Source organism: Marinobacter gudaonensis, from assembly GCF_900115175.1.
GTDB classification, from domain to species: Bacteria; Pseudomonadota; Gammaproteobacteria; order Pseudomonadales; family Oleiphilaceae; genus Marinobacter; species Marinobacter gudaonensis.
Window position 1 is genome coordinate 1,617,787 of record NZ_FOYV01000001.1, and the last position, 18,806, is coordinate 1,636,592.

The window sequence follows — 18,806 nt, forward strand, 5'->3', positions numbered from 1 at the left end:
TCATGTCCCTTGCCGCCTGGCTCACGTTTCTGGTTGCTGCGGTGCTGATCAGTGTTTCCCCCGGCGCCGGGGCTATCAATACCATGAGCAACGGTATGCGTTATGGCGTACGCCGCTCTCTGCCCGCGATCATGGGCCTGCAGCTGGGCTTTGGTCTCCAGATCCTGCTGGTGGGCGCCGGGCTAGGCGCGATCATTGCCTCCTCCAACCTTGCCCTGTCGATTATCAAGTGGCTGGGCGTTGCCTATCTGGTCTGGCTTGGCATCTCCAAGTGGCGGGAACCGGTGATGGAGTCCATGGACGACGACCGTCAGCCAGAGAGTGGCCACAAGCGATTCTGGAACGCGGTATTCGTGAATCTGACCAACCCCAAGGCCACCGTGTTCCTGGTCGCCCTGTTCCCCCAGTTCCTGGTGGCTGATGCACCGCACGGGCCACAGCTGCTGACCATGGGCATTACCCTGATCCTGGTGGACTGCCTGGTAATGCTGGGGTATGCCCTGCTGGCCAGCCAGCTTTTCCGTTTCATGACCACGGCAAGACGCCAGCGACAGATGAACCGGGTTTTTGGTGGTCTGTTCGTGACTGCCGCGGTGGCCCTGGCCAGCTTCAAGCGGGCCTGATCCAGGTTCCTGCCAACACCCTCAGCGCAGGATGCATTCCCGGCTGAGTTTCTGGCTCAGGGTGCGGCGCTGCTGTCTGAGAGTATTGCCCCGGTCGTTGCTGTAGCCGGCCCGGAGCTTTGACTGAATCCTCTCCAGCTTGCGCCGGTAGCCGGCGCAGGTCTTCTCGAGTTTCGCCTGGGCCCGTTCCCGGGCGCCCGTGTCCGGGGCCTCCGGCCGACCCGAGGCCAGCAGATCGTCCACTTCCCTGCGAATATTGGAGATGCGCTCGCCCTGCTCCAGGTTCTCCGACATGGGTACGGTCGTGGGCGGCTTTACGCGGATCTGTCGGTGGGGAATCTCACCGGGCGGGTAATCGGAAAAATGCGCGACACCCCGGCTGTCTATCCAGGTGTAAACGTCGGCTGAGGCCAGCTGCGCGAGAAAAAAAGACAAAACAATACCCGCCATCATCCTTGGCATACGGTTCCACTCCCTGTGGTTGCGTTATCGGGTTGGGCAGTATAACGAAAAAAGGGTCAGATGACGGACTCATCTGACCCTTTATCAAACCACTATCAAACCGCGGGTTCGAGCCTTACCGATCCAGCAGCTCGATCCAGTGCTGCACCGGCACTGGAGATTTGGTCTCCAGGTGCATCTGGCAGCCGATATTGGCGGTCACGATGCGGTCCGGGTTGTCGATGGTCAGAGCCTTGAGCTTGTTGCTCAGCAGTTTCTGGCTCATCTCCGGCTGGGTGACCGAGTAGGTACCGGCTGAGCCGCAGCAGAGGTGCTTGTCCTTTGTGGCCGCGAGGTTCACGCCCGCGCGGGTCAGCACCTGCTCCACCACGCCATTCTGCTTCATGGCGTGTTGCAGAGTGCAGGGACAGTGGAACGCGACCTTGCCCGGATCCTGGCGCACCTTGAGCGACTCCAGGTCCTGCTGGAGCAGGAAGGCGCCCAGATCGATGCACAGCTCGCTGACCTTCTGCGCTTTGGCGGCGTATACTGGATCGTCCTTGAGCAGGTGCCCGTAATCCTGAACCATGGCGCCACACCCGGAGGCTGTCATGATGATGGCCTCGGCGCCGGATTCGATCGCCGGCCACCAGGCATCAATGTTCTGGCGCATCCGCTCCAGGCCTTTTTCATGCTCAGACAGATGGTAGTTCACCGCGCCACAGCAACCCGCCTCAGGCGCCTCAACCATGGTAATGCCAAGCCGATCCAGAACACGGGCAGCGGCGGCATTGGTATTGGGCGTGGCCGAGGGCTGCACACAGCCGGCCAGGGCCAGAACCACCCGGCTGTGGCTGGCGGCAGGCCAGGGACTGGCCTGTTTTCTGGGCGGCACCTTGGTGCGCAGTTTCTCCGGCAGCACCGGGCGGAAAATCTGGCCGAGGCGCAGCAGAAAGCCAAACAACTGACGGTTGGGCACAACCCGGGCCAGCCCCCAGCGCAGCCACTTGTCCTTCGGCTTGCGCGGCAGTTCTTTCTCGATCAGGCCACGGCTGATATCCACCAGCCGGCCGTACTGCACGCCGGACGGGCAGGTGGTCTCACAGCTGCGGCAGGTAAGACACCGATCGAGATGTTCCCGGGTTTTCTCGGTCACTTCGGCGCCTTCCAGGAACATCTTCATCAGGTAAATCCGGCCCCTGGGGCCGTCCCGCTCGTCGTTCAGTTCCTGATAGGTGGGGCAGGTGGCGGTACAGAAACCACAATGCACACAGGCGCGCAGTATCGACTCGGCCTCCTGCCCTTCCTTGGTATTGGCAAATTGTTGAACCAGATTCGTTTGCATAATTACAACCAGCTGTATAGACGTCCGGGATTGAAAATATTGTCCGGATCAAACGCGTTCTTGATACGACGCTGAATCCCTTTCAGGGCCTCCGGCTGGTGGTGCATCACCTCGCCCGAGCGGTCTCCGCCACGGAACAGGCTCACCTGGCCGCCCGCTGCCCGCGCCGCGGGTTCCAGGTCCTTCAGCTCGCCGGCACCCCGGAACCAGCGTTGTGAGCCGGCCCAGTCGATAAACCAGTGGCCCTCCAGGTTTGGCGTCCGGGCGGTTGAGCCCACGGAGAAACGCCAGAGGGGCACGTCGTTACCGGCGAAAAAGTCGTGCTGCAGGTCCTGAACCTGACGCCAGAACTGGTCGCCATTCTCCAGCACTTCGCCGGACCATTTTTCGGCAGTGGCCTCCACCGCTGACTTGGCACCGGAAAGCCGCAGATACACCTTGCCATCCACCCAACAGGCTGCAGTGATCGGCTTGGGCTCGGCGGCCCGGCTGTTCATGTAGTGAACCACCTCGTCCATGGCCATCTCCTGAACCAGGGTCACGGAAGCCGCAGGCTTGGGCATCACTTTCATACTGATTTCGGTGATGACGCCAAGGGTGCCGAGGGCACCGGCCTGAAGCCGGGAAACGTCGTAACCGGCCACGTTCTTCATCACCTGACCACCGAACCGCAGGTGTTCGCCCTTGCCGTTCAGCAGGCGAATGCCCAATACCTGGTCGCGCACCGAGCCTGCCCAGGGTCGTCCCGGGCCGGAAAGGTTACAGGCCAGGGTGCCACCGATGGTGGAGCCCGCACCGAAATGCGGCGGTTCAAAATGCAGGCACTGGCCTTCTTCCGCCAGGGTTGCCTCAATGTCGCTCAGTGGTGTTCCGGCGCGCACCGTCAGCACCAACTCCACCGGGTGGTAATCAACGATACCGGTATGCTCGCCCACGCTGAGGGTTCCGGCGTCTGGATCGGCTTCCCGGCCCATGAAGGCCTTGGTACCACCGCCAACGATGTTCAGTTTGTGCCCGCTGTCCCGGGCCTGGAGCACCTGCTCCTTGAGTTGTTGGGAAATATCAGCCATGGGCGGCTTCCGTATGCTCGTGCGTGTGTTGTTTGTGCTCAAGGGAACGGTATTCCTGACAGAACCGCAGGGCAGGTACGCCCTTGCCGGGGTTCAGGATACCGGCGGGATCAAACGCCGCTTTCACGTCGTGGAACTGCTGCAGCTCCTCGTCGTTGAACTGCACGGCCATCTGGCGGATTTTCTCCACGCCCACACCGTGTTCGCCGGTGATGCAGCCACCCACCTGCACACACAACTCAAGAATCCGGGAGCCAAACGCCTCGGTGCGCTCGAATTCGCCGGGCACGTTGGCATCGAACAGGATCAGCGGGTGCAGGTTGCCGTCGCCGGCATGGAACACGTTGGCCACGCGCAGACCAAACTCGTCCGACATCTTTTCCATTTCGGTGAGCACATGGGCAATCTCACGGCGGGGAATGGTGCCGTCCATGCAGTAATAATCGGGAGAGATCCGGCCCACCGCCGGGAAGGCGGACTTGCGGCCTTTCCAGAGCAGGGCGCGCTCTTCCTCGCTGCGGGACGTGCGTACCGAGGTGGCGCCAAGCTTGCGGAACACTTCCTCCGCCTGGGCGATGTGCTCATCCACCTCTTCTTCGGTGCCATCCACCTCGCACAACAGCAGGGCCTTGGCATCGCGGGGGTAACCGGCCTGGGCGAAATCATCCGCCGCCACAATGGCGTGGCCGTCCATCATTTCCAGACCACCCGGAATGATGCCATGGGCGATAATCCCGCCAACGGCATCGCCGCCTTTCTGGACATCATCAAAACCGGCCATGACCACACGGGCCACCTCCGGTTTGGGCAGCAGTTTCACCTTCACTTCCGTGACCACGCCCAGCAGGCCTTCAGAGCCGGTCATCAATGCCAGAAGATCCATGCCACAGCTGTCCAGGCCATCGCTACCCACGGTCACCACGTCACCCTCGGCCGTCACCATTTCCACGCTGAGGATGTTGTGAACGGTCAGGCCGTATTTCAGGCAGTGCACGCCGCCGGAGTTCTCGGCCACGTTGCCACCGATGGTGCAGGCGATCTGGGACGACGGATCTGGCCCGTAGTACAGACCGTACTGGGCCGCCTCCTCGCTGATGGCAAGGTTGCGAACACCCGGCTGCAGCCGCGCCGTGCGGGCCAGCGGGTCGATTTCAACAATGCGATTGAACTTGGCCAGCGACAGTACCACGCCCTCCTTGTTGGGCATGGCGCCGGCGCTGAGACCGGTTCCCGCGCCTCGGGCCACCACCGGAATCCCGTGCTCATTGCAGATGCGCATGACCCGCTGCACCTGCTCGACGGTCTCTGGCAGCACCACCAGCAAGGGCATCTCGCAGTACATCGACATGCCATCGCATTCGTAGGGCTTCATGGTTTCGTCATCGGTGATGACAAAGGCCGGGTCGATAAACGCCCGGAACTGCTCGGCCAGCTCGCCTTTGCTGACTTTCGGCTTGGTATTCATGACACTCACTAACCTTTGAGCTCAGGGCCCAGGCTGAAGTTCAGGCCCGGAGACCGGGCACCGGGCCTGAATGACGCTGGATTTGGATGACTTCAGTGTGACAGCCATTAACCGCGTTTGGTTTCAAAGTGGTCCAGTCCGGCCTGCGCGCAGTCCATGTCCTGCTGCGGCGTGCCGGAGCTGATACCGATACCACCTACGACCTCTCCGTCGACAATCACCGGCAGACCACCGCCCACAGAGCTGATGCGCCCGCCCACCTCGGTATGGATACCGAACGCCAGGCTGCCAGGCACATTCACCTTGTTGTAGTCGTGGGTGGCCTTCTTCGCGGCCGCCGCCGTGAACGCCTTGTCCTGCGCGATGGTCACACTGGTGATCTTGCCACCGTCCATGCGCTCGAAGGCGATCAGGTTGCCGGATTCATCCACCACGGCGATGCACATGGGCACACCGATATCGCGGGCCTTTTCGGCGGCGCCTTCAATAAGGATGCGGGCATCCGCCAGGTCCAACCGATTGATTGTCAACATTGCGTTTCCTCCTGAAAATTAACCGTAAGCGAGATTGGGCAGCCACGTGGTGATGGCCGGGAACAGGATGCAGAGGAATACCCCGAGAGCCTGAATCGCGAGGAATACCAGGGACGACTTGAAGATCGTACCCATGGTGATATCCGGTGGGCACACGCCGCGGATGTAGAACAGCGCGTAACCGAAAGGCGGACTCAGGAACGACATCTGCATGTTCACCAGATAGAGCACCCCGAACCAGAGCACCACATCGTCGCCTTCCACGCCGGGCAGGCCGAACAGACCCGGGAATTCCAGCGCCTCAACGATAGGAATGAAGATGGGTACTGCCAATAGCAGGATACCGACCCAGTCGAGGAACATGCCGAGCACCACCAGCAGAATCATCAGCAGGAGCAGAATGCCGTAAGCACTCAGGCCAGTACCGAGGATGGATTCGGTAATGAAGTCCTGACCACCCTGAAGGATGTAGAAGCCCACGAATACCGACGCACCGAACATGATCCAAAGCACCATGGCTGACGCCTTGGCGGTGGTGATGGACGCATCCCGGAGGGTGGCGATGGAAAACACCTTGTGTTTCATGGCGACCAGGATGGCGCCGAAGGAGCCAATGCCTGCCGCCTCAACCGGCGTTGCAACACCACCAAACAGAAGACCGAGCACCAGGAATACCAGTACCAGCGGTGCAATCAGATCCTTCAGCAGCAGGAGCTTGTCCCTGAGTCCGATACGCTCTTCCTTGGGAATGGGCGGTCCCAGATCCGGATTGATCTTGGCGCGCATCCAAACATAGAACACGTACAGGCTCGACAGCAGAATGCCCGGAATGACCGACCCGAGGTAAAGCTCACCCACCGACTGCTGGGCCACAACCGCGTACAGGATCGCCAGGATCGAGGGCGGTATCAGGATACCCAGGGTACCGCCGGCCATAATCGAGCCGAGGGCAATCTTGTGGTCGTAATTCCGTTTGAGCATCGCCGGCAGAGCAATGATACCCATGGTGACAACCGCGGCACCGATAACACCGACCATGGCCGCCAGCAGCGTGGAGGCAACAATGGTTGCGATGGCCAGGCCACCACCAACACCACCCATCCACTTGTAGACCACGTTGAACATTTCCTCGATCAGCCCTGCCCGTTCGAGCATGGCGGCCATGAAAATGAACAACGGAATCGCTGCCAGATCCGAGTTGGTCATCATCGGGAAGATCCGGCTCGGGATGATGTTCAGCATCAGCGAATCACCCACGAGATAGATGAACATGACCCCGAGGCCACCGGTTACGAACGCCAGCGGCAGACCCATCATCAAAGCGATGAGCAGGGACCCGAACATCAGGTAGGTCAGCGGTCCGATTTTCACGTCGGACAGAATACCCGCCAGCTTGAACAGGAATTTTTCGTCGCTGAACGGGTCGTAGAACAGAATGTTGATGAACTCAACACACATTACAAAGGCCAGGGCGATCGTGGCGATGATCATCAGCCAGGTGCCGAGCTTGCCCTTGAGGTTAGAGGAGTTTTGACTGGTCACGGTAGTACTCATGCGTGTTGCTCCCGGCCGAGCCTGACAAACAGGGCAATGTCCTTGATCAGCTTGGACAGGCCCGCCAGGGTAATCAGAACGGCGCCCAGCAGCATCATGGCCTTAACCGGCCAGTACTGGATGCCCCAGGTTTCCACGGTGCGCTCATCCATGGAGTAGGAGTTCTCGAAGAACGTCCAGGAGGTGATGATCAGGGCCACCGAGAAGATGAAAAAGAACATGGATGTGAAGATGTCCATACCCACCCGGCCACGGACCGGCAGCAGGTTGTAGACCACATCCACCCGCACGTGGGCACCGTGCAGGAAGGCGAAGGCGCCCGCCAGGAGGTACTGCATGCCGAACAGCAGGAAGCTGGCCTCATGCACCCAGATGGTGGGCATGTTGAAGATGTAACGCATGACCACTTCAAAGAAGTAGAACACCACGGCATTCACCGTCCAGAAGGAAATGAACACCCCGGATTTTTCGCTGATCCAGTCGACGACACGGGTAAACCAGTTCTCGTAGTCGGACTCGATCTTTTTGGACATCTCAGCTTCAATCTGCTGAAGCTTTTCGTTGGCCTCGGCGTTCTTGTCGACAGCCTGAACGCCACGCCCGCTGGACCACCGGTCCCACGCCATCATAATAAGCGGCATGATGGCCAGCCAGCCCCAGTAGAACCAGTGCGGCATCACGAAGCCGAAATTGCTCAGATCAGACATAGTGTCTTCACCTCAGTCACAGCGCGGGGAAGGGAGAAAGCGCCTTGCCCAAGGCGCTCCCTGCCCTTCCCCGCTGTTGAGTTGTTGTTGGATGAATTGTGTTATTTGACGCCAGCGGCCTTGAGGTCTTCCTCGTCCACGTAGCCCACGGTTTCGTTCATCATGTACTCGAGCTGCATGTCGAAGATGGCTTTCGCGTCTTCGTCCTTGTTAGCCCAGTTGTACCAGATGGGAATCGCAGCCCGACGGAACTCCTCCAGGTCGGACTGGCTCAGGCGGGTAACCTGGTCGCCATCGGCCCTGAACTTCTCCATGGCTTCAATGTTGCGCTTCTGGATGGTCAGGTAGTGCTTCTGGGAGTAGTTGCGCACTTCGTCCTCAACCAGCTGCTGCAGTTTCGGATCCAGAGCTTTCCAGGCCCGCAGGTTCACGGTCAGGTCCATCAGGTCAACAGGCTGGTAGATGGACATTACACCGGGAGGTCCGAAGATGATGTAGTCGGTCACCTGGGAGAAGCCGAGCTCGTAGTTCACAGCCGGTCCGACGTAGTCGGCAGCGTCAATGGTGCCCTTTTCCAGCGCCGGGAAGATGTCGGAGCCGGGCAGGCTCACGGTGGACACACCAAACTGCTGGAACACTTCCGCAACCATGCCACCCGGAACACGGATCTTCATACCTTTGAGATCATCAAGGCTGTTTACCGGCTTCTTGGAGTGGATGATATTGGCGTCGTGCTGGATCGGACCAACGTAGAACAGGCCGTACTTTTCGTAGATTTCCCGGGTCTTTTCCAGCATGCCCAGGGAGTAGAACATGGTATCCCACTGGTGGGGCTGGTCAGGACCGGCGGGGTAGGAAGACAGGAACACGGAGGCCGGGATCTTGCCGGACCAGTACAGGGTGAACGGGTTCATACCCTGCAGTACGCCGTTACGCACGGCATCAAACAGGGCGTTGTTGTCCGCTGCCACCGCCTTGGCCGGATATGGCTTGAAGATCAGTTCACCGTTGGATTTCTCCTTGATGCTGTTGCACCACTCCTCGAACAGGTCGTAGCCGACGGTGCCGGCGTCCCACACGGACTGGATTTTCCAGGTGGTTGCTGCCTGGGCCTGACCCGCGCCCATCAGCATCGCACCGGCAAAAGCCGCGCCTACCGCTGCAGTCTTCAGGAAATTCCTGCGAGGTGGGGTCTCGCCGGTGTCACAGTTATTCCGGATATTATTCTTCGAATTCATCGAAACGTCTCCGTTGGCTTTGTTGTTATGAGCTACATAGCAACGCCGACCGAAGCCGGCATTAGACAGATATTCGTAGCCAATCCGGTTTTAGTCCAGTTCGGGAGCCACTGGTCTGACCAGTTTTTCAAGTATTAAAAATGGACGAAATCCGCCGAATCGGCCATATTTAACGGGCTCGGACGCAAATCTGTATGCAATCGGATCACCAAGAAAGCACAAGACCAACTGGTCAGACCACAAAGCACAGACAGGCATCCAAATGGCGATTTCCCAGGAAATTTCATATCGGCTTGAACGCCTCATCCTCGATGGCGGGCTGGCTCCCGAGCAAAAAATCCCTTCTGAACGCCAGTTGGCGACCCGACTGGGCGTGTCCCGGGCCGTAATCCGCGAAGCCCTGCACGAACTCCAGGGGCGCGGGGTCATAGAGACCCGGCATGGCAAGGGCTCATTTGTGGCGAGTATCGTTCCCGGCTCCAGCGAACTGGGCGAACAAAGTCCTTTAATGCATCTTTTTGAAGGCCATCCGCGCACCCTGTTCGATCTGCTGGAAGTTCGCGAACAGCTGGAGGGCCAGGCAGCCTACCTGGCGGCCCAACGGGCAACGCGCATGGACCGGCACCGCATCACCAAGGCCTTCCAGGCCCTGGAGGAGACGGACCCACTGAGCAACGCCAAACCGGACCACGGCTTTCACCTGGCCATTGTCGAGGCGTCCCACAACCCGGTACTGGTACATGTTCTGAACAGCCTGAAGAATATGATGCTGCTGACGGTCCAGGCATCCGTGGCCAACCTGAACCCGCGGGAGGAGATGCGTAAGAAAATCGTTCGCCAGCACCGACAGCTTTATGAGGCAGTGATCTCTGCCAAGCCCGCCGCTGCCCAGAAAGTGGCCATGGCCCACGTGCGGTTTGTCAGCGAAGCCATGAGGGACATGGAAAAGCAGGGCAGCACGCTGATCCGGCTGCCACTGGCCGACGAATCCTCCGCCCGGCTGGCCCGTGCCGGCAGTTGAGAATGGCAAAACGCTTGCATTGATCACCTGTTGCACCACAATGACAGCCAGCGAACGGGTGTGGCGGAAGGCGAGCCCGGTGTACGGGGTATTGATTTCCGCCGCCACAGTCCGTAAAACATGCGCCTTTGAATGACAGCCTCAGGAGCCACCCATGGCGGACCAAGCGCCGTTGATCTGCAGGGATATTCACAAAACCTTTGATCAGCTTGAAGTACTCAAAGGTATTTCGCTGGAAACCCGCAAAGGCGACGTCGTCTCCCTGATCGGCAGCTCGGGTTCCGGAAAGAGCACGTTCCTGCGCTGCATCAACCTCCTGGAAACGCCCACCTCCGGCGACATTATCGTGCACGGTGACCCAATACAGTTCACCACCAACCGCAGGGGCCAGCGAATTCCAGCCGACAACAAGCAGGTGGAGCTGATCCGCGCCAAGCTGTCCATGGTGTTCCAGAGCTTTAACCTCTGGTCGCATATGACGGTCCTGGAAAACATCATCGAAGCCCCGGTTCATGTCCTCAAGGTTCCCAAAAAAGAGGCCATTGAGCGTGCAGAGGCCTACCTGAACAAAGTGGGCATATACGAGCGCAAGGACTACTACCCGGCGCAGATGTCCGGGGGCCAGCAGCAACGGGCCGCCATTGCCCGCGCCCTGGCCATGGAGCCAGAGGTGATGCTGTTTGATGAACCCACCTCGGCGCTTGACCCCGAGCTGGTAGGCGAGGTGCTGAAAGTCATGCAGGGGCTGGCCGAGGAAGGCCGAACCATGATCGTGGTCACCCACGAGATGGCGTTTGCCAGGGATGTGTCAACTCAGGTCCTGTTTTTGCATCAGGGCGTGATCGAGGAACAGGGTACACCCCAGAAAGTGTTCGAAAATCCGGATTCGGAACGGATGAAGCAGTTCCTGGCTCCAAACTTCTGACACTCGGTGCTATCTTGAACCGGTGAAGAAATAAAAAGGATGGAACCAAAAGTTTCCGTCAAAAATAAAGCCCAAAAGGCAAACCACTGGAGAAGTGACACATGAAAAAACTGATTATTGCAGCAAGCTGTGCCCTCGCCCTGGTGACAGGCGCGACCCAGGCCCAGGAACGCGACCTGCGCATCGCCTTCGACGTGCCTTACGAGCCGTTTGAATACAAGGATGAAAATGGCGAGCTGACCGGCTTCGAGGTGGAACTGGCCGAAGCCATGTGTGAGGAAATGAACGCCAACTGCGAATTTGTTATCCAGGCGTGGGACGGCATGATCCCTGGCTTGCTGGCGCGCAAGTTCGATCTGATCATGTCCTCCATGTCGATCACCCCGGAGCGCGCCGAGCGGGTTCTGTTCTCCGAGCCGTACTACAACACTCCTGGCGGCTGGTTCGCCCGCGAGGGTTTCAGCACCGACGTCACCGACATGGACGCCATGAAGGGTAAGACCGTCGGTGTTCAGCGCGGCACCACCATGGATACCTACGTTACCGAGAATATGGGCGGTATCGTCACCATCAAGCGTTACACCACCGCTGACGACATGGTGCTGGACCTTGAAGGCCAGCGTCTGGATGTGGTCTTCGTGGACTACCCGGTTGGCGAGCAGACCATCCTTACCAAGGAAGGCTTCAAGGAAGTGGGCGAGCCAGTCAAGCTGGGTGAAGGCGTTGGCGTTGCCATGCGCAAGCGCGACACCGAGCTGGCAGAGGAAGTGAACGCTGCCCTTGCCACGTTGAAGGAAGACGGCACCTACGACGCCATCATGAAGAAGTACTTCAACTACGACATCAAGATGTAAATCTGAGTCAGGGCGGCCCAGCGGGCCGCCCTCTCTGACCGGACGTTTTCATGCTCGATCTCAAAGGCTATGGCCCGGCCCTGATGGACGGCGCGATAGTCACCATTGAACTGGCTTTTCTCTCGCTTGCCCTGTCGGTCACCCTCGGGCTCGTTGGCGCTTCTGCCAAGCTGTCCCAGAGCCGGGTCGCGAAGGGGATTGCAACCACTTACACCACCCTGATCCGGGGCGTTCCGGATCTGGTCATGATGCTGCTGTTCTATTACGGCGGCCAGGTGGCTGTGAACATGCTCTCGGATTATCTCTGGGCCACCTACGACATCGACTTCTTTTTCCAGTTCGATCCGTTCATCTCCGGCGTGGTTACCATCGGCCTGATTTTCGGCGCCTACATGACGGAAACCTTCCGGGGCGCCTTCCTGGCGGTGGAATCCGGACAGATCGAGGCGGCGCGGGCCTATGGCTTTACCCGCCTGCATACGTTCCGCCGCATTATGCTGCCCCAGATGCTGCGCCACGCCCTGCCGGGGCTGGGTAACAACTGGCAGGTTCTGCTGAAAACCACCGCTCTGGTTTCCATCATCGGTCTGACAGACATGGTGCGTGTAGCCGAGGAAGCGGCCAAGGCCGAGCGCATGCCGTTCCACTTTTTTATCCCGGTGGCGTTTGTCTACCTGGCCCTCACGGCCGGGTCTGAGCTGTTCATCAAGTGGCTCGACAAACGGGCCAACGTCGGCGTGGTTCATGGAGGATAGGGTATGCCGGAATTCATCCCTGATTTTATTGTGCAGTGGCTGAACCAGAACGAAATTTTCACAGCCATGACCATCATGGAATACTGGAAGGGACTGGTGAATACGGTTCAACTGGTTTTCCTGTCGCTGGTGATCGGGCTGTTGTTTGCCGTTCCGCTGGCGATCCTGCGCACGGTGAAGAATCCGTTGGTTTCGGGTCCGGTGTGGCTTTACACCTATCTGTTCCGCGGCACGCCGCTGCTGATCCAGCTGTACATCATCTACTACGGCATTGCGCAGATTCCCGGTATCCAGGAGACTTTCTGGTGGGAGATTTTCCGGGAGCCGTTCTACCCTGCCCTGCTGGCCTTTGCCCTGAATACCTGCGCCTACACCACGGAGATTATCCGGGGCGCCATTGTGTCGACGCCCCACGGTGAAATTGAAGCGGCCAAGGCCTATGGCATGAACTGGGCGATGCGCATGCGGCGCATCATCCTGCCCAGTGCCGCACGGCGGGCGGTGCAGGCCTATTCCAATGAGGTGATTTTCATGCTGCACGCCAGCGCCATTGCCAGCGTGGTGACCATTGTGGATCTCACCGGGGCGGCCCGGAACATCTATTCGCGGTTCTATGCGCCGTTCGATGCGTTTATCTTCGTGGCGCTTTGCTACATGGCGCTCACCTTTATTCTGGTGTTCGCATTCCGCAAACTGGAAAACCACCTGTTGCGGCATCAGCGGCCGGTTACCAGCTGAGCCTGTCACGAATTTTTCCCTTGTGCCCAGGCAGGCAGGGTATTGCCTCCCGGGAAACGCTACGAGCACCCGCACGCGGGTCCAGTCAGCAATCACAGATTGCTGCCGTTCGGCTGTCGCATGAAGCTTTGCTTCATAAGCGCTCGGCCTCACCCATGTGCGCTTGACTGAAGCCATCCATGGCTTCAGACATTCCCGGGAGGCAATACCCTGCCCGCCCCCAGACCTGGTTCGGGGATTCTATGTCTGTAAAACAGGACCTTTTCGGAACGCACTCTGACTGGCTCTCACACACCCTCAACAACGCCGTAGCCGGACTTCCGGAAACCAAAACCTATCTCCCCGATGGCACCCGCATCATCCGCAAGGCCGTTGGTGTTCTGGACATCACACCGCCCTCTGACCGAGCGAACCCGAATTCCGAGGCGCTCATCGTCTCCGCCGGTGTTCATGGCAATGAAACTGCACCTATTGAGGTGATGAACGGGCTGGTTTCCGAGCTGATGGACGGTGCCTGGGAGCTGGCCTGCCCGGTCCTGCTGATCCTGGGCAATCCGCAGGCGATGGTGGCCGGAGAGCGCTTTCTGGAGGTGAACCTGAACCGGCTGTTCGATGGCGCCCACCGGCGCACCGAGTATGCCGGTCTTGAAGAAGCGGCCCGTGCGGAGTGTCTTGAGGAGATTTGCCGACAGTTTGCCGGGGCCAATCGGCAGGCGTTGTACCACTACGATCTGCACACGGCGATTCGTCCGTCCCACCGGGAGCGGTTTGCGCTGTATCCGTTTGTTGAGGGGCGTAATGTGCCAGCGGACCAGTGCGATTTCCTGCTGGAGGCGGAGGTGGAAACGCTGCTACTGCAACATAAGGCCGGTACGACGTTTTCGTCGTTCTCGTCTTCGCAGCTGAACGCCGAGAGTTTTACCGTGGAGCTGGGTAAGGTGCGGCCATTCGGCCAGAACGATCTGCAGCGTTTTTCAGGCATCCGGGATGCGCTTCGCCGGCGGTTCCGGGGACAGGCGGCGCCCTCGCCTCAGCCGCCATTCGATCAGTTGACGGTATTCGAAGTGGTTCACGAAATTCTGAACACCGGCAGGAACTTCCGGTTCCACGTGCCCGACGATGTGGCCAATTTCACCGAATACCCGCCCGGCACGGTGATCTGGGAGGATGACGATACCGAGTACCGGGTCGGTCGTTCACCGGAGGCCATCGTGTTTCCCAATCCGCAGGTGCCCGTCGGCCACAGGGTTGGTTTGATGATCCGTCCCCAAACGGGGTCAGATGAAAACCTCATCTGACCCCAATTTCAGCAGTTCAGGCCGGGGCGTTCTCCGGCTCAGGGACGCTGACTTTAATGAGGCGGGTGCAGACCGCCGGAATCACCAGCAGGGTCAGCACGGTGGACGCCAGCAGGCCCGAGATGATGGCCCAGGCCATGGGCGGCCAGAGGGTGGAGCTGGAGAAGGCCAGCGGCAGCAACCCGGCCACGGTGGTGGCGGTGGTCAGCAGGATTGGCCGGGTGCGCTGTTCGACCGCAGCACGCACCGCCTCCAGGATGTCCTTGCCCTTTTCCAGTTCCCGGTCCATGACGTCCAGCAGTACGATGGCGTTGTTCACCACAATACCCACCAGGGCAATCACGCCCAGCAGCGACTGGAAGCCGAACGGCGATCCCGACAACACCAGGCCCGGGAAGATGCCCACCGTCGCCAGCGGCACCGTCAGCAGGATAATGCCCACCCGCCGGAACGAGTTGAACTGCAGCAGCAGGAAGAACAGCAGCAACAGCATGCCAATGGGTGCGGCCGTCAGCAGCGCCGAGTTGGCGTCGCCAGAGCCTTCGGCGTCACCACCCATGGCCAGGCGGGTGCCCGGCGGCAGGGGGTTTTCCTCAAGCCCCGCGTACAGGCCATCCAGAGCCTGGCTGAAGCTGTAGCCGGTTTCCAGGTTGGCGGTCACCGTATTCATCCGCACACCATCACGCAGGTAACGGGCCGCGGGCTCCCAGCTGGTATCCACAGTCGCCACCGCCGAGAGCGGTACGGCATCGCCGCGGACGTTGTAGATGTTGACCGATAACAGCCGGGAAAGTGACAGCGAAGTGCCCTCCCGGGAACGCAGTACCAGCGGGATGGGGTCGTCCTCCTGCCGGTAGCGCTCGGCCACCACCCCAAAGCTCTGGCCGTAGAGGCTCTGGGCAACGTCTGCCCGGGTCAGGCCGTATCGGGCGGCGGTGGCATCGTCCACGTTGATGGCAATGCTGGGCACCCCGATGTCCAGATCGTGGCGCACGTCGACGGTACCCTCAACGTCCCGCAGAATGCGGTAAATCTGTTCCACCGCGGCAACGCGGGTGTCGTCGCTGGCGTGGTATACACGAATTTCCACCGGTGCTGCCCTGGGCGGCCCCTGGCCGAGTATGCCAACGGTCACGTCCAGCTCTGGCATGTCCTCCTTCACATGGGCCCGGATCCAGCGAATCATGCCGGTAGTGTCCTCCAGAGTCGGAGTGGTAACTACCAGCCGCGCCCTGTTCGGAGCCTGGGGCGCGCGCTGGAGGTTGTAATAGAACGACGGCCCGGTGAAGCCAACGAACCGGTGCACCTCGAGGACATCCGGCTGCGAACGGATCATTTTCTCCAGCCGTTCCGCCGCTTCGGCGGTACGCGCCTGGTCAGTACCCTCCGGCAGATACACTTCCACGATGACCCGGGGGCGGTCGGCGTTAGGGAAAAACTGCTGGGCCATGAAAGGAGTCATGGCCAGGCTGACGACCACCAGTAGGGCACCGGCAGCAATCAGGCGGCCGGGGTAATCCGACACCAGCCGCCCGAGAAACCGGGCCAGCCCGAGTAGCCGGTCCTTGCCGGCCTTTCGGCGCGGCTTCAGGAATCGAGCCGCGAGCAACGGAACGGCAGAGATTGCCAGCAGGTAACTGACCGAGAGAGTCAGCATGATCATCACCGGCACGCCCCGGGTGAAATCAGCCGCGCCGCCCTTGGCCAGCAACAGGGGCGCGAAGGCCGCCAGCGTGGTGCCGGTGGAGGCGCCAAGCGGTCCGGCCAGCTCGCCCACGGCACTGCGCAGGGCATCCAGTCGGCGCTCGCCGTTATCCAGATGGCCCTGGATGTTCTCGACAATCACGATGGCGTTGTCGATCAGGATGCCCAGGGAGATGACCATGCCGATCACGGCAATCTGGTGCAGCACGCCGCCGCCGAGGTCGTACAGCCCCACGCTGATCAGCGCCACCATGGGCAGGATCGACGCCACCAGCAGGCCCATGCGAATGCCCATTCCAGTGAACACCACGGCCACGATGATCACCACCGACAACACCAGGCTCCAGGCCAGGTTGTCCAGGCGCTCCTCGACCTTGTCCGGCTGGAAGAACATTTCCCGGATCTCATAGGGGGCAAAGTCTGGGCGGATCTGCGCCATGCGCTCCCGCACCCTCTGCCCGAACCGGATAGCATCGGTGTTGCCCTCTTCCATGATGATCGACACCAACACCACCCGCTCACCGTTGTACCAGGTTTCCGGCTGGCGCGGTTCCGCCGGGCCTCGCCAGACGTCAGCGGCGGCAGCCAGGGGCACCTGGGAGCCATCGGGCAGCTCGATGGGCGTGGCGCGGATGGCGTCAATGTCGGCAAACTCGCTGTTCGGCAGCACAGACAGGCGGCGGCCATCCACCACCACAAAGCCTCCGGGAATGGTCTGGTTGCGGCGGGCCAGGGTGTCCAGCACCCTGGCCGGAGATATGCCCAGCCGGTACAGCGCGGCATCGTCCAGGGCCAGGGTGATCTGCTCATCGGCGTCGCCCTCCAGCTCAATGCGGGAGATGCCGGGCAAATCCGAGAGGTTCTGTTTCAGGCGCTCAGCCACGTCGGACAGTTCGGTTACCGACGGTGAACCACCCACGGCCAGGACAATCGCCGGGATATCGATCAGGCGGTCATCAAGCGCCATCTGCCCGACGTCGTCGGGAAAGTCCTGTCGGGCCCTCTCCATGGCTTGGCGCACGCGGTCCCAGGCCGGATCGGTATCGTAGATGTCGTCGTTCAGGCGCAGCCGCACCAGCGCCACGCCGGTCCGGGCCGTGGACTGGGTGAAATCCACTTCTTCCACCTGCCGGAGTTCGTCCACCAGTGGACGCAGCACCAGTCTTTCCACCGCATCGGCGCTGGCACCGGCGTAATTGACGCTGATCAGCCCGGCCCGGTAAGGAAAGGACGGGTCCTCCTGGCGTGGCATGGTGCTGTACGCGGCCACCCCGAGGATGCAGAGCATGGTCACCACCATGCCCAGCAGGCGCTGGCAGTTGAGCAGCCGGCGGGTCATCAGCGCACCTCCAGGGCATCACCGTCCGCGAGGCGCGTCATACCGGCATAAACCACCTGATCCCCCGGGTTCAGCTCGCCGGAGCGAATCACCACCCGCTCGCCAACCACGCGATCCACCTCAACGGAAACCCGCCGAGCCTGATTATCACGCACCCGGTAGACACTGACGCCATCGGCATGACGCACCACCGACAACAGCGGTACCGTGAGCCCTGAAGGTCGCACCGGGGTAATGCCCACTTCCACGGGTTCGCCGGGCTCCAGGGTATTAACCGGCAGGCTCACCAGAACCGGGTGCAGTTCCCCGCGAACCGCGCCGGCCTGGGCAATCTCCACCACGGAGCCGGTCTGGGGCGGCTGGCTGCGATCCTGTACCGACCACACGGGCAAGGTCTGTTCCAGCTTGACGTGGTCCAGCAGATAGGCCGGCACCCGCACCTCCACTTCCCGCCCCTCAGGCGAGGACAGTCGCATCACCGGCTGGCCGGCCGCCACGAATTCGTCACGCTCTACCAGCAGGGCCTCCACCCGGCCGGAAAACGGCGCGCGCAGGGTGCTCTCCTCGAGTAATCGGGTTGCCTCGGCCAGCGCCGCCTGGGCGGTGGCGACACTCGCCTCCAGCGCATCGCGACGGGCCGCCAGTTGCTCCAGGCCCTGCTCCGAAACCACGCCGCGCTCGTGCAGACGGCTGGAACGCTCCCACTCGCGCTCGGCCTGTCGGTACTGGGTCCGGAGCTCTTCAAGGCGGGCCAGGGCCGAGTCCCGGGCAGGTTCCAGGGCCGGGTTGTAGACCTGGGCCAGCACCTCACCGACCCGAACCTTCTGCCCCAGCTCAACCGCACGCTCTCTGAGGGTGCCGCTCACCTGGAAGGTCAGGGTCGCCCTCTGGGTGGCGCGCACAATCCCGGAGAACCGCAGGGGCAGATCCCGGTTTTCGCCACCGGTAACCTCGGCCACACGCACGGAGACCGCAGACTGTTGGGACTCGGTCGAGACATCGCTGGCCTTGCAGCCGGCGAGCAGGAAAGGGAAAACCGCCAGGGCAAGGACAACGGCTTTCAGTCCGGGGCCTGGGCCATGGCTGGCGGGGCGCTGCGAGAGTGGCGTTGAGAGTGGCGTTGAGAGTGGCGTCGAGAGAGGCGTCATGATTCGTCCTTCCATCCGTGTTCGGGAATTTGGCCGGCGCCTGTCCAT

17 protein-coding genes are annotated in these 18,806 nt (G+C 60.8%); 7 read left to right on the plus strand and 10 right to left on the minus strand.

The features are described from left to right. Positions 1–2: 2 nt before the first annotated feature. Positions 3–623, plus strand: coding sequence for a homoserine/homoserine lactone efflux protein (gene rhtB / locus BM344_RS07435; protein WP_091987786.1), 621 nt, complete (start codon positions 3–5; stop codon positions 621–623). 21 nt (positions 624–644) lie between these two features. Here rhtB and BM344_RS07440 read toward each other — a convergent pair whose 3' ends face one another. The 8 genes from BM344_RS07440 to dctP all read right to left on the minus strand — a co-directional run bounded on the left by BM344_RS07440 (position 645) and on the right by dctP (position 8,865). After that, a complete protein-coding gene (locus tag BM344_RS07440) occupies positions 645–1,085 on the minus strand; it encodes a DUF4124 domain-containing protein (protein WP_091987789.1) in 441 nt (146 codons plus the stop codon). Between the two features lie 115 nt (positions 1,086–1,200). Next, on the minus strand, positions 1,201–2,409 hold the full coding sequence (gene glcF, locus BM344_RS07445) for a glycolate oxidase subunit GlcF (protein WP_091987790.1): 1,209 nt from the start codon (positions 2,407–2,409) through the stop codon (positions 1,201–1,203). 2 nt (positions 2,410–2,411) lie between these two features. Beyond that, positions 2,412–3,479: a glycolate oxidase subunit GlcE gene (gene glcE, locus BM344_RS07450; protein ID WP_091987793.1), complete on the minus strand. Its 1,068-nt coding sequence runs from the start codon at positions 3,477–3,479 to the stop codon at positions 2,412–2,414. After that, positions 3,472–4,944, minus strand: coding sequence for an FAD-linked oxidase C-terminal domain-containing protein (locus tag BM344_RS07455; RefSeq protein WP_091987794.1), 1,473 nt, complete (start codon positions 4,942–4,944; stop codon positions 3,472–3,474). The genes glcE and BM344_RS07455 overlap by 8 nt, the downstream gene beginning before the upstream one ends. Before the next feature lie 107 nt (positions 4,945–5,051). Then, positions 5,052–5,477, minus strand: coding sequence for a GlcG/HbpS family heme-binding protein (locus BM344_RS07460; RefSeq protein ID WP_091987797.1), 426 nt, complete (start codon positions 5,475–5,477; stop codon positions 5,052–5,054). A gap of 18 nt (positions 5,478–5,495) precedes the next feature. Next, the gene (locus BM344_RS07465) at positions 5,496–7,031 is read right to left on the minus strand and encodes a TRAP transporter large permease (RefSeq protein WP_091987799.1); all 1,536 of its coding nucleotides are present in this window, start codon (positions 7,029–7,031) and stop codon (positions 5,496–5,498) included. Next, positions 7,028–7,738, minus strand: a complete 711-nt coding sequence (locus tag BM344_RS07470; protein ID WP_091987801.1) for a TRAP transporter small permease subunit — start codon at positions 7,736–7,738, stop codon at positions 7,028–7,030. Before BM344_RS07470 ends, BM344_RS07465 begins: the two co-directional genes overlap by 4 nt. 101 nt (positions 7,739–7,839) lie before the next feature. Then, positions 7,840–8,865, minus strand: a complete 1,026-nt coding sequence (dctP, locus tag BM344_RS07475; RefSeq protein ID WP_208603419.1) for a TRAP transporter substrate-binding protein DctP — start codon at positions 8,863–8,865, stop codon at positions 7,840–7,842. A gap of 373 nt (positions 8,866–9,238) precedes the next feature. Here dctP and BM344_RS07480 point away from each other — a divergent pair, with 373 nt between their 5' ends. The 6 genes from BM344_RS07480 to astE all read left to right on the plus strand — a co-directional run bounded on the left by BM344_RS07480 (position 9,239) and on the right by astE (position 14,567). Further along, entirely contained in the window at positions 9,239–9,997 is a 759-nt protein-coding gene (locus tag BM344_RS07480) for an FCD domain-containing protein (protein WP_091987806.1), read from the plus strand. A gap of 154 nt (positions 9,998–10,151) precedes the next feature. Then, a complete protein-coding gene (locus BM344_RS07485; protein WP_091987809.1) occupies positions 10,152–10,922 on the plus strand; it encodes an ABC transporter ATP-binding protein in 771 nt (256 codons plus the stop codon). A gap of 101 nt (positions 10,923–11,023) precedes the next feature. Continuing rightward, positions 11,024–11,776 carry an ABC transporter substrate-binding protein gene (locus tag BM344_RS07490; RefSeq protein ID WP_091987811.1) on the plus strand — a complete coding sequence of 251 codons (753 nt, stop codon included), beginning with the start codon at positions 11,024–11,026 and terminating at the stop codon, positions 11,774–11,776. Positions 11,777–11,826: 50 nt separating this feature from the next. Beyond that, positions 11,827–12,531, plus strand: coding sequence for an ABC transporter permease (locus BM344_RS07495; protein WP_091987813.1), 705 nt, complete (start codon positions 11,827–11,829; stop codon positions 12,529–12,531). 15 nt (positions 12,532–12,546) lie between these two features. Next, complete coding sequence (locus tag BM344_RS07500; protein ID WP_091990895.1) at positions 12,547–13,269, plus strand: ABC transporter permease; 723 nt, start codon at positions 12,547–12,549, stop codon at positions 13,267–13,269. A gap of 242 nt (positions 13,270–13,511) precedes the next feature. Then, positions 13,512–14,567 (plus strand): succinylglutamate desuccinylase, encoded by a 1,056-nt coding sequence (gene astE, locus BM344_RS07505; protein WP_091987815.1) that lies wholly within the window; start codon positions 13,512–13,514, stop codon positions 14,565–14,567. A 16-nt stretch (positions 14,568–14,583) separates the two neighbouring features. Here the strand turns inward: astE and BM344_RS07510 are convergent, their stop codons facing one another. Both BM344_RS07510 and BM344_RS07515 read right to left on the minus strand, forming a co-directional pair. Next, a complete protein-coding gene (locus tag BM344_RS07510) occupies positions 14,584–17,610 on the minus strand; it encodes an efflux RND transporter permease subunit (protein WP_091987817.1) in 3,027 nt (1,008 codons plus the stop codon). After that, a complete protein-coding gene (locus BM344_RS07515) occupies positions 17,610–18,575 on the minus strand; it encodes an efflux RND transporter periplasmic adaptor subunit (RefSeq protein WP_407656849.1) in 966 nt (321 codons plus the stop codon). Before BM344_RS07515 ends, BM344_RS07510 begins: the two co-directional genes overlap by 1 nt. Positions 18,576–18,806 lie beyond the last annotated feature (231 nt).

Coding starts and splice junctions, on each gene's coding strand:
- rhtB (WP_091987786.1), top strand. CDS start 3: ATGTCCCTTGCCGCCTGGCTCACGTTTCTGGTTGCTGCGGTGCTGATC.
- BM344_RS07440 (WP_091987789.1), bottom strand. CDS start 1,085: ATGCCAAGGATGATGGCGGGTATTGTTTTGTCTTTTTTTCTCGCGCAG.
- glcF (WP_091987790.1), bottom strand. CDS start 2,409: ATGCAAACGAATCTGGTTCAACAATTTGCCAATACCAAGGAAGGGCAG.
- glcE (WP_091987793.1), bottom strand. CDS start 3,479: ATGGCTGATATTTCCCAACAACTCAAGGAGCAGGTGCTCCAGGCCCGG.
- BM344_RS07455 (WP_091987794.1), bottom strand. CDS start 4,944: ATGAATACCAAGCCGAAAGTCAGCAAAGGCGAGCTGGCCGAGCAGTTC.
- BM344_RS07460 (WP_091987797.1), bottom strand. CDS start 5,477: ATGTTGACAATCAATCGGTTGGACCTGGCGGATGCCCGCATCCTTATT.
- BM344_RS07465 (WP_091987799.1), bottom strand. CDS start 7,031: ATGAGTACTACCGTGACCAGTCAAAACTCCTCTAACCTCAAGGGCAAG.
- BM344_RS07470 (WP_091987801.1), bottom strand. CDS start 7,738: ATGTCTGATCTGAGCAATTTCGGCTTCGTGATGCCGCACTGGTTCTAC.
- dctP (WP_208603419.1), bottom strand. CDS start 8,865: ATGGGCGCGGGTCAGGCCCAGGCAGCAACCACCTGGAAAATCCAGTCC.
- BM344_RS07480 (WP_091987806.1), top strand. CDS start 9,239: ATGGCGATTTCCCAGGAAATTTCATATCGGCTTGAACGCCTCATCCTC.
- BM344_RS07485 (WP_091987809.1), top strand. CDS start 10,152: ATGGCGGACCAAGCGCCGTTGATCTGCAGGGATATTCACAAAACCTTT.
- BM344_RS07490 (WP_091987811.1), top strand. CDS start 11,024: ATGAAAAAACTGATTATTGCAGCAAGCTGTGCCCTCGCCCTGGTGACA.
- BM344_RS07495 (WP_091987813.1), top strand. CDS start 11,827: ATGCTCGATCTCAAAGGCTATGGCCCGGCCCTGATGGACGGCGCGATA.
- astE (WP_091987815.1), top strand. CDS start 13,512: ATGTCTGTAAAACAGGACCTTTTCGGAACGCACTCTGACTGGCTCTCA.
- BM344_RS07510 (WP_091987817.1), bottom strand. CDS start 17,610: ATGACCCGCCGGCTGCTCAACTGCCAGCGCCTGCTGGGCATGGTGGTG.